Here is a 15,193-nt window from a genome sequence, read left to right on the forward strand (position 1 = left end):
GCCGGGCTGACAAGGCTGGTGGGGGAAGGGCTCGGGTGACGGTTCCTCAGCCGTACGATCCCGCGAACCACTTCCGTACCGCCTCCGTGTGGAGCGGGAAGGCCAGGTCCTCCGGAGCGTGGAGCAGGTGGTGGCCGCTCGTCTCGTCCGTCGGGGTCGACGGCGGGAGGGTCGCGGCCGGGCGGGGCGGGAGGAGGCCGAAAAGCAGCAGGTGGCCTGCCGGGGAGCTCATCGCGTCGGCCAGGCGGACCTCCTCGGCGGAGGTCTCGATGCCGGTCTCCTCGCGCAGTTCGCGGGCGACGGCGGCGCGCCAGTCCTCGGCGTGGTCGATGAAACCGCCGGGCAGCGCGACCCCGCCCCGGCAGGGCTCGATGGTGCGGGTGATGACGACGAGCCCTGTCCGCCGGTCCCCGTCCGTGACCGGGAGGAGGGCGACGGCGACGGGCAGCGGGTTGCGGTAGGCGGTGTGGCCGCAGGCCGGGCAGGTGCGGGGCCAGCCGGCGCCGGTCGGGTGCGCGGCGCCGCAGGCGGTGCAGTGGGAGTCCATCACGAGCCGACCGTATGCGATCACCCTTTCCCGGCGCTGCGGGAACTGATAGACGGTGCCCATGACAGGACCTATGACAGGACTCGGTTCCGCACTCCGTACCCTCGCCGTCGCTGCCGCGGCGGGTCTGCTCGCCGCGACGGGCGTCGTCGCCGCCCCCGCTCCCCCGGCCTCCGCCGCGCCGGAGCCCAAGGCTCCACGGGAGTTCGTGGCCCTGAGCGCGGTGGACCGGACGATCCTCCAGGAGATGCGCTACACGACGGCGCACAACTTCGTGGGCGAGCCGATCGACGGCTACCGGCAGCCGCTGTGCATCCTGACCCGGCCGACCGCCGAGGCGCTGCACCGGGCGCAGGTGGGGCTGCTTGCCCGGGGCTACACGCTGAAGGTGTACGACTGCTACCGGCCGCAGCGGGCGGTCGACCACTTCGTGCGCTGGGCGAAGGACCTGGACGACGAGCGCACGAAGGGCGAGTTCTATCCGCTCGTCGACAAGTCCCGGCTGTTCGCCGACGGTTACATCGCGGAGAAGTCCGGGCACAGCAGGGGCTCGACGGTGGATCTGACGATCGTGCGGCTGCCGGCCGCACGCACGCGCGCGTATGTGCCGGGCGAGGACCTGGTGGAGTGTTACGCGCCCCGGGAGGAGCGGTTCCCGGACAACTCCGTGGACATGGGGACCGGGTACGACTGCTTCGACACGCGCTCGCACACCGACGACCCACGGATCCAGGGGGTGCAGCGGGACAACCGGCAGCTCCTCAAGGGGGTGCTCGCGGAGCAGGGGTTCGTGAACCTGCCCGAGGAGTGGTGGCACTTCACCTTCAAGCCGGAGCCGTTCCCGAACACGTTCTTCGACTTTCCGGTGGCGCGGAGGTCGGTGGCGGGGCACTGAGCCGCCGGCTTTCCGGTGGCGCGGAAGTCGGTGACCGGGCACTGAGCCGTCCGTTCGCCGGGCCTTCTCAGGCACGTCGTCCCGTGGCACACTTCTGACGGTTCGTCAGATCTGCTCGCTCGGCACGGCTCGGGAGGCCTTGGTGGCACGGACACGCAGACCGGTGGTGGCCCGGTGGTTCACCGACGACTCGGTTCCGGAGGCGGAGTTCCGACTGCTCGGGACCCGCTGCACGGCCTGCGCCTCGGTCTTCTTCCCGCGCGAGGACGACTGGTGCCGCAATCCGGGCTGCCCCGGCGGCGGCGAGCTGGCCGAGGTCCCGCTCTCGCCGCGCGGCCGGGTCTGGTCGTACACCGACGGGCGGTACCGGCCGCCCGCCCCGTACGTCTCCGACCCGGACGCGCCCTGGGAGCCGTACACGCTCGTCGCCGTCGAGCTGGCGGCCGAGGCGATGGTGGTCCTCGGGCAGGCGGCCCCCGGAGTACGGCCGGCCGATCTCGCCGTCGGCACGGAGGTCGAGGTGGTGCCGGGCGTCCTGAACGAGGACGACGCGCACACCTGGACCACCTGGAACTGGCGGCCCGTCGCACGGGAGGAACTGTCGTGAACGACATCGCGATCCTCGGGGCCGGAATGCACCCATGGGGCAAGTGGGGGCGGAGTTTCGTCAGTTACGGAACGGCGGCCGCTCGTGCCGCGCTCGCCGACGCCGGGCTCGGCTGGGAGGACGTCGGCTCGATCGTCGGGGCGGACACCATGCGGTGCGGCTACCCGGGGTACGTGGCGGGGGCGACCTTCGCCCAGGCGCTCGGCTGGCAGGGCGCGCGGGTCTCCAGCGTGTACGCGGCCTGCGCCTCGGGCGCGCAGGCCATCGGGGCCGCCCGGGCCCAGATCCTGGCCGGGCTCGCGGACGTGGTCCTGGTCGTCGGCGCGGACTCGACGCCCAAGGGGTTCTTCGCCCCGGCCGGCGGCGAGCGGCCGGACGATCCGGACTGGCTGCGGTTCCGGGTGCTCGGGGCGACCAACCCCGCGTACTTCGCCCTCTACGCCCGCCGCAGGATGGCCCTGTACGGCGATACCCCCGAGGACTTCGCCGAGGTGAAGGTGAAGAACGCGGCGGCCGGAGCGCTCAATCCGCTCGCCCGCTACCGCGCGCGCGTGACCACCGAGGAGGTCGCGGCCTCCGCCGTCGTCGCCGATCCGCTGCGGCTCCTCGACATCTGCGCGACCTCGGACGGGGGCGCCGCGCTCGTCCTGTCCAGCATGGAGTTCGCGCGCCGGCACGGGCGGCCCGATCCGGTGCGGGTCCGGGCCGTGTCCACGGTCTCCCCCACGTACCCCAAGGCGGTGCTCGACCTGCCCGACATCGCGACCGACTCGGCGGTCGCGGTCTCCCCCGCGCCGCACGGCTTCCGCGCCTCGATCGCGCGGGCCGCGTACGAGGAGGCGGGGATCGGGCCCGAGGACCTGTCCCTCGCGGAGGTGTACGACCTGTCCACCGCGCTGGAGCTGGAGTGGTACGAGGACATCGGGCTGTGCGGGCCGGGTGAGGGCGCCAAGCTGGTGCGGGAGGGGGTCACCGCCCTCGGCGGACGGCTCCCGGTCAACACCAGCGGCGGTCTCGCCTCCTTCGGGGAGGCGGTGCCGGCACAGGCGATCGCCCAGGTCTGCGAGCTGACGTGGCAGTTGCGGGGCACGGCGGGCGACCGGCAGGTGCCGGGGGCGCGGGTCGGCATCACCGCGAACCAGGGCCTGTTCGGCCACGGTTCGGCGGTGGTGGCGGTGCGCTGAGCCCCTGTCCTGCGGGGGCCCTCAGGGGATGGCTGTCCGCGCCTCCGCCCTGCGGGGCCCTCAGGTGATGACTGCCTGAGCCCCCGTCCTCCGGGGCCCTCAGTCAGTGGCTGTGCCGAGCCCCCCGTCCTCCGGGGGGCTCGCTCAGGTGGTGGCCGGTGCGTGGTTCCTGTCCGCGAGGACCAGCGCGTGCTGGACCACCGCGACCAGGATGTTCTTGACGGACTCCCGGTCGCGTGCGTCGCACATCAGGAGCTCGACCTCAGGATCCAGATCGAGCGCCCCGCGCACGCTCTCGGCGGGGAACCGGCGGGCGCCCTCGAAGCAGTTGACGGCGACCGTGAAGGGGATGCCGCGCCGCTCGAAGTAGTCGATGGCCGCGAAACTGTCCTCCAGACGGCGGGTGTCCGCCAGGACGATCGCGCCGAGCGCACCCTGGGCGAGCTCGTCCCACAGGAACCAGAAGCGGTCCTGGCCGGGGGTCCCGAACAGGTACAGGACGAGGTCCTCGCGGAGGGTGATCCGGCCGAAGTCCATGGCGACCGTGGTGGTGGTCTTGTTCTCGACGCCGTGCAGGTCGTCGACGGGCCGCCCCGCCTCACTGAGGATCTCCTCGGTGCGCAGGGGCCTGATCTCGCTGACCGCGCCCACCAGCGTCGTCTTGCCGACCCCGAACCCGCCCGCGACGAGGATCTTCAGGGTCACCGGCTCGACGAGCGGCTTCTTGCGGCTAGAGCGCCCGAAGGCCATTGATCACCTCGCGAAGGATGCTCACGTCCGGCAGTTCTGCCGGCGGAACGGGGCGGGTCACATGGACGAGTTCGTCCTCGACGAGATCACCGACGAGGACCCGGACCACCCCGACGGGGAGGTCGAGTCCGGCGGCGAGCTCGGCGATCGACTGGGGCTGCTCGGAGCAGCGTTCGACGATCTCCACGTGTTCCGGGGAGAGCGTCTGGTCACGGCCGGGATCGTCGGCGGCGGGCTCGGGGACCACCAGCGCGATCAGGTCGAGCCGGTGACGGGTGGCGGCACTGGTCCGGCCGCGGGTCATCGCGTACGGACGGACCACCGGTCCCGCGTCGGCGTCGAACCAGTGGTGGGGGCCAGGGGTACGGCCTTTCGTCGCCTGGTCGCGCTCGGCTTCGTCACTCATGCCGTCCCACTCACCCTCCGGTGGGCAGGCCGGTCCGGGGAGCCGTCGTGAGGTGGACCCCGACCCGCTTCACCATGAGCGTCATCTCGTAGGCGACCTGGCCGACATCGGAGTCGGCGTCGGCCAGGACGGCCAGGCAGCTGCCGTCCCCGGCGGCCGTCACGAAGAGGAACGCGTCCTCGAGTTCGACGACGGTCTGACGGACCCTGCCCGCCTCGAAGTGGCGTCCGACGCCCTTGGCGAGGCTGTGGAAGCCGGAGGCGACGGCGGCCAGGTGCTCGCCGTCCTCGCGGGTCAGCTCCTGGGAGGCGCCGGTGGGCAGCCCGTCGCTGGAGAGCACCAGGGCCTTACGGATGGACCCGACCCGCTGGACGAGCTCGTCGAGGAGCCAGTTCAGCTCGCCGTTTCCGTGTCCGCGTCCGGCGGTGGTGCTGGGTGCTGCGGCGTTCGGTGCGGTCATCGACCGTCCCCCTCGGGTGTCGTTCCTGGTGCTGACGTGTCGTCCGGGTCCGCGGTGTGCTGCCGTCCGCGCTGCCAGCCGCGCTGCATGGCGGCCATGCGGGCGCGTACTTCCTCGGCGTCGCGCTCGAAGGACTCGGGCCCGGCGTCCGCGACGGCCGGGCGGTCGTCGGAGTGCGCTCCGGCACCGCGGCCGGCCTGACCCTCGGACTCGCGCAGCTGGGGCGCGAGGTTGGCCTGGCGGACGCGGCGGGGCAGCCCGCCGAACGCCTCGGGGCCGTCCGCCGCCACGGCACCGTCCAGGGGTACGGGACGCTGCGGGCGTACGAGACCGTGCGGGGGTACGGGACCCTGCGGGGGTACGGGACCTTCCGGCGGTACGGGGACGAGGGTCGGGCCCGAGGTGAGGGACGGGCCGTGGCCCTGCGGCGGTACCGGGCCGGAGTCCGGGCGGGTGCCGCGGGCGGCGGAACGATACTCCTCGGGCTCCCGGCCCGGCGCGGGGTGCGACCGGCCCGGCTCGTCGACGCGACGGCCGTGGTCCACGACGAGCATCGGGGTGTGGCGGCGCGGCAGCAGTACGGGACCGGGCGCGGCGCCGTCGGGGCGCGCGTCCTCGTCGTCGCGTCCGGTCGCCCGGTCGGGGACCTGCTGGTGCTGCTCGCCGGCGGGCGCGGGCGCGAGGCCGGAGCGACGGCGGTCGCGGGGCCGGAAGAGGCCGCCGCGCTCGCTCTCGGTGTCGAGGAGGTCCGCGGACCGGTCGAAGAGCACGTCGAACTCGTCGGCGCCGAGCGGAGCCTCCAGTTCGACGGGTCCGTCCAGGGCTCCGGGGGCCTCGGTCACGTCCGGGACCCGGGCGAGCACGGGACGGCGGGTGGGGAGCTGGGCGGGGCCTGCCGCGTCCCCGTCGGTCGCGTCGGTGCCGTCGGCGGCGCGGTCCGGGGACGTGGAGTCCGTGTTCTTGCGGTCCAGGCGGAATCCGGCGCCCTGGGTCTCGGGGGCGTCGGTGAGCAGCGCGGCCGGGATGAAGACGACCGCGGTGGTGCCTCCGTACGGGGAGGTCTGGAGCGAGACCCGGACGTTCTGCCGCTGGGCGAGCCGGCTGACCACGAAGAGGCCGAGGCGGTCGGTGTCCGAGAGCTCGAACTCGGGGGTCTCGGCGAGCCGGAGGTTGGCGTCGAGCAGGGCGTCGGGGTTCATGCCGAGGCCGCGGTCGTGGATCTCCAGGGTGAAGCCGTTGGCGACGCGCTCGCCGAGCACCTGCACGGCGGTGTGCGGGGGCGAGAACACCGTGGCGTTCTCCAGGAGTTCCGCGATGAGGTGGGTGAGGTCCGCGACGGCGGGGCCGCCCACGCCGAGGCGGGGCAGTCGGCGCACCTCGATCCGCTCGTAGTCCTCGACCTCGGCGACGGCGGCGCGGACCACGTCCATGAGCTGGACGGGCTTGCGCCACTGCCGGGAGGGCGCGGCGCCGGAGAGGATGACGAGACCCTCGGCGTGCCGTCGCATACGGGTGGTGAGGTGGTCGAGGCGGAAGAGGTCCGCGAGCTCGTCGGTGTCCTCCGTACGCCGTTCCATGGTGTCGAGGAGGGTGAGCTGACGGTGGAGCAGGACCTGGTTGCGGCGGGCGAGGTTGACGAACACCTCGGAGACCCCGCGTCGCAGCTCCGACTGCTTGACCGCGGCCTCGACGGCGGCGCGCTGGAGGGTGTTGAGGGCCTGGCCCACCTGGCCGACCTCGTCCTGCCCGTACCGCAGGTGGGGCACTTCGGTCACGACGTCGACGTGCTCGCCCGCGGCGAGCCGGCGCATGACGCTCGGCAGGCGCACTCCGGAGACCTCCTGGGCCTCCTTCTGCAGGCGGCGCAGGTCGTGGACGAGGGAGCGGCCGATGCGGACGGAGATGACGACGGAGGCGAGGAGGGCGAGGAAGCCGAGGACGCCGGCGACGCCGACCTTGAGGAGCACGCTGTAGGCGGCGGGCTGCACGCGGTCCTGGTAGCGGTCGCCCGCCGCGGTGTTGTCGCGGGCCAGGTCGTCCAGGACGGGGCTGGCCTCGTCCTGCCAGTAGGAGGCGGTGACGGCGCGCGGTTCGTCGGTGGGACCCTCTTCGATGATCGCGTTCTCGGCGGAGCGCAGGGCGGCGGTCTCGGGGCCGGCCCAGTACTTCTCGAACCGTTCGCGCTCGGAGGTCGGCAGGAGTTCGAGGTTGACCTCGTAGAACTGCTGCCGGTTGGCGACGAGGTCGGATATCGCGCGGATCTCCGGGGCGGTGACCCGGTCCGCGACGAGCGCGGAGAGGACGAGGGCGTCCTCGCGGGAGAGCAGCTCCCGGGCGCGGGTCACGCCGACGAGGGCGCGGCCCTGCTTGTCCATCTCCACGTTCTCGAGGGCGTGGAGGGTGATGAGGAAGCTGTAGCAGGGGTCGACGAGCCGGTTGTAGAACTCGAGGGCCTGGATGCGGCCGATGCCGCGCTTCTCGACGGAGCGGCGCAGGGAGGCGAGGTCGTCCAGCGCTTCGAGGAGGGAGTTGAGCCGCTGCGTGGTGACGGGCCTCATCTCGTCGCGTACGCCGGGGTCGGCGGCGTTCGCGCGGATGCGGGCGATCTGCCGGTCGGTGGCGCGGCGGGTCTCGCGCAGGGAGGCGAGGGTGGTGGATCCGCGCGGGTCGGCGAGGTAGATGAGCGACTGGCGGCGTTCGAGCTGGATGACCCGTGCGGTGTCCTCCAGCGGGTAGCCGATCTTCTCGACGATGTAGGCGACGTCGAGGAGCTGGTCGGCCTCGCGGCCCGTCAGGACCGTCGCGAAGCCCCACAGGCCGGTCAGGGAGACGAGCGGTACGAGGAGCAACGCCACGATCTTCCGGCGGATGGACTTCCCGCGAAAGCGCATGGCCTCCCCCAGCTCGGCCCCCGCGCACCACGGGGGTCCTTCACGTTCGTGACGTCGCGCGTCAACACGCGGCGTCAACCTTCGGTTTCAAACAAACGGCGGCGTGAGCCTACTACTGCATCACGGCCATCCCGAAGGCATGTCCGAGCGATTTTCAGCCTGTCGAGTGAGTGTTGATCATGACTTGTCCCGGTATTCGGGGAGTTGGGATCGGCCATTGTGGTGGAGGACACCTGATGGTGTGCCATTTCTCCCGCCTGCGGAGATGGCTGGAACTCTGCGTTCCGCTCCGGCCGGTTTCACATTCCGTCCAGTTCACCCCGGGACGGGCGAAACCTTTTCCCTCTCTCGTGCGTCAATAAGTACGGGGAGGGTTCTGTCCGCGTAAAGGCACTCTCAGCGGGCAGCCAACCCTGGAGTCGTTCGGTGGTGGGGAGTGACAGGACAATGGAACACGAGTCGCGGTCGGCGCGGCAGTTGTGGGTGGACGACGAGAAGGGCCGGCAGCGGATGCCCGATCCGGTCCGTACCGCGGCCGTACGGGCCGTGATGATCACGTCCGTGACGCTCATCCAGGCGGTGGTGGCCTTCTTCTGCTCCGTCGCGGGGTCATGGCTGGCCTTCCCGATGACGGTCAGCTCGGTGGCGTTCACGGTCGTGGCGACCTGGAGCGTCCTCGACGTCTGGATCACCCGTCAGGTGTGGCGCCAGCGCAACGGGGTCGTCTCGGAGCCGAGCAGCACGGCACGTCAACTGCGCCGAGAGCGGCGCGGGGAGAACCGGTCGGAGACGGCCCGGCTCTCCGAGGCGGCCTGATCGGCAGTCGGACACGGTGAGCGGCCCGGTCCCCTTGGGGACGCTGTTGGTTAATTCGGGCCCGTGCGTGACGTCGGCCTTCCAGACCTGGTTGTGGTCTGGAAGGCCGACGTTGTCGTATGGGGTGGGTTCGGGTGTCGTTGCAGTCGAAGGGGTCGGGGGAGATCCCGGCGGAGACGGTGCGGGTGGCGCGGGCCGCGTTCCCGAAGGGCAGTCTTGCGATCCGGGTGAGGGACGAGCTGGGGCCGCTGTTCACGGACGAGGAGTTCGCGGACCTGTTCCCGGCACGGGGCAGGCCTGCGTGGTCACCGGGCCGGCTCGCGCTGGTGCTGGTGTTGCAGTTCGTCGAGGGCCTGACCGACCGGCAGGCCGCGGAAGCCGTGCGGGCCAGGATCGACTACAAGTACGCCCTCGGTCTGGACCTGGGTGATCCGGGTTTCGATTTCTCGGTGCTCTCGGAGTTCAGGGACCGTCTGACCGGTGCGGATGCCGGGCGCCGGGTGCTGGACGGCATCCTCGCCGGATGCCGTGAGAAGGGACTGCTGAAGAGTTCCGGCCGCGCTCGCACCGACTCCACCCACGTGGAATCCTCAGCCCGGGCCCTGAACTGGCTGGAGCTGGTCACCGAGACACTGAGGTCGGCGCTGAACGCCATGGCCGAGGCCGCTCCCGACTGGCTGACCGGGGTCAGTGATCCGGAGTGGTTCAAGCACTACGCCACCCGGGCGGAGGATTCCCGCTTCCCCAAGGCCCGGGCGGCGAGAGATGCCGTGGGCCGTCGCGTCGGCATCGACGGGACGCGTCTGCTGGAAGCAGTCCTCTCCGCCGACACTCCTCCTGGGCTGGTGGTTCTGCCGGAGGTCGAGATCCTGCGCCAGGTCTGGGTCCAGCACTTCCACCTGGTCGAAGGCGAGGTGCAGCGGCGTGCCCCAAAAGACCGCCCGCCAGGCGCGTTACGCCTGGTCACCCCCTATGACATCGAAGCCAGGGCCAGCGGGAAACGCGACATCCTCTGGGACGGCTACAAGGTCCACCTGACGGAAACCTGCGAGCCCGACAGCCCGAACCTGATCACGAACGTCACCACCACCATGGCCACCGTTCCCGACAACGCGATAGCCGGCGCCATCCACGCCGACCTCTCCCGCCGGGACTGCCTTCCGGCCGAGCACTGGGTCGATGCCGGATATCCCACGGCGTCACAGATCGTCGCCGCCCAGCAGGACCACGGTGTCGCGCTGCACGGCCCGGTCCAGGCCAACACCAGTGCCCAGACCAGCGCCAAGGGCGGCTACGACCAGGAGGCATTCACCATCGACTGGGACGCCAAGCAGGTCACCTGCCCCAGTGGACAGACCAGCCGAACCTGGAGCAACCGGCTCTCCCAGCAAGGGCTCCCCGTCATCAGAGTGATGTTCTCGGCGAAGGACTGCCGCCCCTGCCCCGAGCGGACCCAGTGCATCAGCTCACCCACTCGCGAACGGCGCGAACTACGCCTGCGCCACCACGACGAACACCACGTCCTGCGAGCCGCCAGAACCGAGCAGCAGACCGACCAGTGGAAGAACCGCTACCAGATCCGTGCCGGCGTCGAGGGCACCATCTCCCAAGGCATCCTGCGCTGCGGCCTGCGCAGATCCCGCTACCGAGGTCTGACCAAGACCAGTCTCCAGCACCAGCTCACCGGTGCCGCCATTAACCTCGCCCGCATCGACGCCCACCTCACCGGCCAACGCAGAGCCCCCACCCGGATCAGCCCCTTCGCAGCACTCCGCCCCGCTGGATGACATCCAGCGGGGCGGAATTGACCAACAGCGTCCCCTTGGGGGCCGGGCCGCTCTGTCGTTCCGTCAGGAGGAGGCCGGCGGTGCGGTGGGGTCGTCGGAGGCGTGTCGGCGGAACATGCGCGTCGCCGTGATCTCGCCGTGGATCGACTCGCCCTCCCCCGCAGCCTGCGGAAGGCCCGGACGCAGGTGCTCCTCCACGCTGATGTACTTGAGTCCGGCCCGCAGGTCGGCGTCGTTGCGCAGCCGGATCACCAGCGGGAACTCGGCGAGCGCCGTCGTGTCGAACAGGCCCGTCGTGTACAGCAGCTGGACGCCGAGCGCGTCCGACACCGCCCGCTGGAGTTCGAGCAGATACGTGGCGTTGGCGCGGCCGATCGGGTTGTCCAGGAACAGCGTGCCCGCGTGCCGGTGCTTGTCGCGGCCCCGGTCGTTGGAACGGAGCGCCGCCATCGTGCAGTACAGGGCGATGGCCGCGGTGAGCAGCTGGCCGCCGGAGAAGACGTCGCCCATCTGACCGACGGGCACGCGCTCGGCGCGCAGCACCGCGTCCGGCTTGAGGATCTCGACGGAGACGCCCTTGGGTTCGAGCGCCGCCTGGACGCCCCGCAGCAGCAGGGACATACCGTCACGGCGCAGGTCCGCGTTCTTCTTGACGGCGGCGCGGGTCGCCTCGTCGACGACTTCGCCGAGCCGCTCCGCGAGGGACGCCTGGTCGGGCTCCTCGAAGCGGATCCGCAGGAACTCCTGGCCCGACCACTCGCCGAGCCCCTCCGGGAGACGGGAGAGCCGCTGCGCGGAGCGGAGGGTCGCGAGCGAGGACTCCACGAGGCCGCGGAGCCGGTCCACGATCGAGTCCCGGTTGCGCTCCAGCTGCTCCAGCTCGTCCGTGAGGACCCGGAGCCGGGGCGCGAAGGCCTCGGCCCACTTGGCGGCGTGCTCGGGCAGCGCGGAGGCGGGCAGTTCGCGGATCTGCTGGCGCGCGGGGGTGCGGACCTGCTCGTAGCGGGTGGAGTTGGCGTGCCGTACGAGGATGTCGCTCGCCTCGCGCACGGCGGCGTCGGCGGCGGACAGCTCGGCGGTGCAGCCGCGCAGCGAGCGGCGCGCCTCGCCGGCCGTCGTACGGGCCTCCTCCAGGGTTCCGGTGTACGCCTCGGTCTCGTCCCGCTCCTCCTCCGTGTGGTCGCGGAGGAGGTCGCGCAGGAGGGCCGCCGTCTCGTCGAAGCCGCCCGCCGCGTCCTCGGCGGCCCGGTGGTCCCGGAGCAGCCCGGCGTGCGCGGCGCGCGCCGACTCCAGGGCGTCGGTACGGGCGGCGAGTTCGCCGGTCGCGGTACGGAGCAGGGCCTGGGCCTGTTCGGCGTCGGCGGGCACCCGGTCCTCGGGCAGCTCGGTGTGCGCCTCGCCGTCCTCGGGGGCCAGCCGCTCGGCCTCGCCGCGGAGCCGGCCGAGCTTCTCGCTCGCCTCGGTGGCGCGCGACTCCAGCATCTGCACCAGGGACTCGGCCCGGGCCGCGGCCGCCTGGCGGGAGGGGCTGTCGGCGCCGTCGGTGGACTCCAGGAGCTGTTCGGCGCGGATGCGGACCTTGTTGGTGAGACGGTCGAGCTCGGCGACGGCGGCGGACTCGTCGCTCTCGGCGCGGGCCTGCTCGGCGCGCAGGTCTGCGCCGACACCGACCTTCTCGTACAGCTGGGAAGCGGCACGGTACGCCTCGCGGAGGGTGGGCAGCGCGGTACGGGGCGCGGCCGGGTCCTCCTCGGGCAGGGTGTCGGGGGCGCCGGCGATCTCGGCGCGCTCGGCGCGCAGGGCGCGGGCGGTGCGGTGGGCGTCGTCGGCGGCGCGCTGGGTCGCGCGACGGTCCTCGTCGGCGGCGCGGGCGCGCTCCAGGCACGTCTGGGCGCGGGCCTCGGACTCGGCGGCGTCGTCGGCGAGTTCGCGGAGCTTCGCCTGCCAGACGGACCGCTCGCGCAGCCGGAACGCCAGGCCGGCGAGGGCGTCGGCGACACGGCGGGCACGCTGGGCGGCCTCCTGGCGCTCGTCCCGGAGCTGCGCCGCCTCGGCGGCGGCCTCGTCGGCCTCGCCGCGCGCCGTACGGGCCTCGGCGAGGGTCGCGGCGGCGGCCTCGGCGGTCTCACGGGCGGTCGTGGCGACGGCGGCGAGTTCGGCGAGCATCCCCGGCGGGCAGTCGGCTCGCCAAGCCCCGATCCGGGAGGCGAGGGCACGGTCGCCGGCGAGGCGGGCGGCGAGGGTACGGATCTCCTCGTCGCGGGCGGCCGCGCGGGCGCGCAGGGCATGCCGTTCCTCGTCGGCGGCCTGCTCGTCGTGCATGGCGGGGTTCGGCGGTACGAGGAAGACGCTGTGGACCCCGGTGTCCTCATGCTCGCCGGTCTCCTGGGCCGGTACGGGGGCGAGCAGGGCGGCGGCCGTGCCGACGGCCACGGTGGAGCGGGGCAGCAGGGCGGCCGTGCCGAGGACCTCGCGGGCGCGGCCGTACGAGACGGGGTCGGTGATCACGACACCGTCGACGAGCTCGGGGCGGGCGGCGAGGACCCGGGCGTGATCGGCGGGGTCCACGGACTGGGCGAGGTAGCGCCAGCCGGGGAGCGCCGGGATGCCCTGCTCGCCGAGGTACTCGACGGTGGCGAGGACGTCGGGCCCGGGCGGCAGCAGGCCGCCGTCGCCGAGGGCGCCGAGGATGCGGGAGTCGTCGGCCGCGGCGGTGCGGAGCTCGAAGAGCTGGCGCTCGGCGGAGGTGACGGCCTGGTCGAGCATGCCGCGCAGCTCGTCGGCGTACCGGTCGAACTCGGTGACGGTGAGCGGCCCCTGGGGGGCGGTCCCGGAACCGGGGGTGGTCTCGTTCTCGGCGGTCCCGTCCTCGGCCGCGCCCTCGGTGCCGTCCTGCGGGGCGGGGGCGCCGGTGGCGCCGGCGCGCTGGCCCGGGAGGGGGGAGCCGGCGGACGGGAGGCTCAGGAGTTCGGCGAGACGCTCCTCGGAGGCGAGGGACTCGGCGGCGCGGCGCTCCGCGTCGTAGGCGTTCCCCGCGGCCTCGGCGGCGTCCGCGGCGCGGGCGGCGGCGAGTTCGGCGCGGGATTCGGCGGCGGCGGTCTCGCGGGCGCGGTCGGCGGCCGTACGGGCGGCGTCACGGGCCGTGTCCCAGACGGCGACGGCGGTCTTCTCCGCGTCGCTCGCGGCGAGGGCGGCGCGGGCCGGGTCGGCGTCGGGCGCGGTGTCGTCGAGCCAGCCGGCCCGTACCGCCTCCGCGGTCTCCTGCTCGACCTCGGCGAGCCGCTGGCGCAGGTGGCCGGCCTCGCTGCGGGCCCGCTGGGCCTCGGTCGCGGCGGCCGTGGCGTCGCGGTGGGCGGTCTCGCTCGCGTCCTGGAGGGCGGTGGAGCGTTCCTCCTCCTCGGCGGCGTGGCGCTCGCCCTCCTCTGCGGCTGCGGCGAGGGCGCGGACGAGATCGCCGGCGGCCAGGGCGCGGGCGGCCAGGGCCGGGGCGGCGTCCCGCTCGGCCTCGCGGATGGCGGCGGCCACGCGCGCGGAGCGGTCGCCCGCGGCGCGGTGCCGGAGCACGACCTCGGCCGCCTGCCAGGCGGAGTGCATGGTGCGGGCGTCGGTGAGCTCGCGGCGCTGGGATGCGGCGCCCTTCTCGGCGGCGGTCAGGGCCAGGGAGGCGTGCCGGTAGGCGAGTTCGGCGGCGATGCGGGCGCCGCGGCCCCGGGCGGTCTCGGCCTCGGCGACGGTGTGGGCGGCCGAGGTGACCTGCTGGGCGAGTTCGGCGGCCCGGCCGCGCTCCTGGTCGGCGCGGCCGGAGAGGCGGCGGGCGAGGGTGCGGGTGCGCCGCTCGGCGGCCGTGTGGACGTCGCGCGCCTGGGAGCGGGTCCCGGCGGCCTCGACGATCCGGCCGAGGAGGTCCACGGAGCCGGCCGTGAACTCGCGCTCGGCATTCAGCTCGGCGCGGCGGCCCAGCTTGTTGCCGAAGCCGCCGACGAGGTCGGCGAGGCCGTCGGTGTCCCGGGTGTCGGTGACGGCGCGCAGCAGCAGGTCCGTGAAGTCGGAGTCCTTCTTGACGGCGAAGAGGCCGGCGGCCTCGCCCTCGTCGGCGTTCATCTCGCGCTGGTAGCGGAAGAGTTCGGGGTCGAGACCGAGCTCGCCAAGGTGCTCGTTCCAGCGGTCGTGGATCTCCTCCCAGACGACCTCCAGGTGCGGGTACGCCTTTCCGGCCTCGGTGAGGGCGTCACGGAAGCCCTTCATCGTGCGGCGGCGGCCGCTGGCTCCGGAGGCGCCTTCCACGGGCGGGCGGACCGAGGTCGCCTCGGCGACGGGGAGGTTGTCCAGGCTGAGTCCGGGGCCGGGACGGAAGGAGTACCAGGCCTCGGCGAACTTCCGCGGGTCGTTGGAGACCTGGCGGCCGCGCCACTCGCTCGCCTTGCCGACGACGACGAGTTCGCCGGTGAGGGTGTGCTGCCACTCCAGGGCGACGTGTCCGCAGTCGTCGGCGAGGAGGAACTTGCGCAGCACGCCGGAGCTGGCGCCGCCGAGGGTGTTGCGGTGGCCGGGGAGCATGACCGAGAAGATCAGTTTGAGGAGGACGGACTTGCCGCCGCCGTTCTCCAGGAAGAGCACGCCCGCGGGGGCGGGGCGGCGCGGCGGGCCGACCGGCTCGTCCTCGAAGAACTCCGCCTGGGTGGGTGCGGGGTGGGGCACGGGCGCGCCGACCCCGCGCAGGTCCAGGACGGTGTCGGCGTAGCGCGCACCGGCGGGGCCGATGGAGTACAGGCGGACCCGGGACAGCTCGTACATGGCGGGGGACTCTCGTGCTCGTCGTGCTCAGGAAGGTCGGTCGGGCTGCGGGACGG

At 73.2% G+C, this 15,193-nt stretch carries 11 protein-coding genes; 5 read left to right on the top strand and 6 right to left on the bottom strand.

What is annotated here, in order from left to right; all coding sequences use genetic code 11:
- Positions 1–46: 46 nt before the first annotated feature.
- Positions 47–547 (bottom strand): NUDIX domain-containing protein, encoded by a 501-nt coding sequence (locus tag OG580_RS05215; RefSeq protein ID WP_267047903.1) that lies wholly within the window; start codon positions 545–547, stop codon positions 47–49.
- Between the two features lie 73 nt (positions 548–620).
- Between OG580_RS05215 and OG580_RS05220 the strand changes: the two genes are divergently transcribed.
- The 3 genes from OG580_RS05220 (at position 621) to OG580_RS05230 (ending at position 3,233) form a co-directional block, all read left to right on the top strand.
- Positions 621–1,442 (top strand): M15 family metallopeptidase, encoded by an 822-nt coding sequence (locus OG580_RS05220; protein WP_267042458.1) that lies wholly within the window; start codon positions 621–623, stop codon positions 1,440–1,442.
- A 142-nt stretch (positions 1,443–1,584) separates the two neighbouring features.
- Positions 1,585–2,049 (top strand): Zn-ribbon domain-containing OB-fold protein, encoded by a 465-nt coding sequence (locus tag OG580_RS05225; protein WP_267042459.1) that lies wholly within the window; start codon positions 1,585–1,587, stop codon positions 2,047–2,049.
- On the top strand, positions 2,046–3,233 hold the full coding sequence (locus OG580_RS05230) for a lipid-transfer protein (protein WP_267042460.1): 1,188 nt from the start codon (positions 2,046–2,048) through the stop codon (positions 3,231–3,233). The genes OG580_RS05225 and OG580_RS05230 overlap by 4 nt, the downstream gene beginning before the upstream one ends.
- A gap of 144 nt (positions 3,234–3,377) precedes the next feature.
- Here the strand turns inward: OG580_RS05230 and OG580_RS05235 are convergent, their stop codons facing one another.
- Genes OG580_RS05235 through OG580_RS05250 form a run of 4 tightly spaced genes read right to left on the bottom strand, consistent with a single transcriptional unit; the run spans position 3,378 to position 7,740 of the window.
- The gene (locus OG580_RS05235) at positions 3,378–3,983 is read right to left on the bottom strand and encodes an ATP/GTP-binding protein (RefSeq protein WP_267042461.1); all 606 of its coding nucleotides are present in this window, start codon (positions 3,981–3,983) and stop codon (positions 3,378–3,380) included.
- Entirely contained in the window at positions 3,964–4,389 is a 426-nt protein-coding gene (locus tag OG580_RS05240) for a DUF742 domain-containing protein (protein ID WP_267042462.1), read from the bottom strand. Before OG580_RS05240 ends, OG580_RS05235 begins: the two co-directional genes overlap by 20 nt.
- 10 nt (positions 4,390–4,399) lie before the next feature.
- Positions 4,400–4,849, bottom strand: coding sequence for a roadblock/LC7 domain-containing protein (locus tag OG580_RS05245; RefSeq protein ID WP_267042463.1), 450 nt, complete (start codon positions 4,847–4,849; stop codon positions 4,400–4,402).
- Entirely contained in the window at positions 4,846–7,740 is a 2,895-nt protein-coding gene (locus OG580_RS05250; RefSeq protein ID WP_267042464.1) for a nitrate- and nitrite sensing domain-containing protein, read from the bottom strand. Before OG580_RS05250 ends, OG580_RS05245 begins: the two co-directional genes overlap by 4 nt.
- A gap of 447 nt (positions 7,741–8,187) precedes the next feature.
- On the opposite strand from OG580_RS05250, the gene OG580_RS05255 reads away from it, so the two are divergent.
- Together OG580_RS05255 and OG580_RS05260 are read left to right on the top strand one after the other, a co-directional pair.
- Positions 8,188–8,556: a hypothetical protein gene (locus OG580_RS05255; protein WP_267042465.1), complete on the top strand. Its 369-nt coding sequence runs from the start codon at positions 8,188–8,190 to the stop codon at positions 8,554–8,556.
- Between the two features lie 134 nt (positions 8,557–8,690).
- On the top strand, positions 8,691–10,343 hold the full coding sequence (locus OG580_RS05260) for an IS1182 family transposase (RefSeq protein WP_267042466.1): 1,653 nt from the start codon (positions 8,691–8,693) through the stop codon (positions 10,341–10,343).
- Between the two features lie 63 nt (positions 10,344–10,406).
- Here the strand turns inward: OG580_RS05260 and OG580_RS05265 are convergent, their stop codons facing one another.
- On the bottom strand, positions 10,407–15,137 hold the full coding sequence (locus OG580_RS05265; protein WP_267042467.1) for a hypothetical protein: 4,731 nt from the start codon (positions 15,135–15,137) through the stop codon (positions 10,407–10,409).
- Positions 15,138–15,193: the final 56 nt, after the last annotated feature.

It is taken from the genome of Streptomyces sp. NBC_00094 (genome assembly GCF_026343125.1).
Lineage (GTDB): Bacteria > Actinomycetota > Actinomycetes > Streptomycetales > Streptomycetaceae > Streptomyces.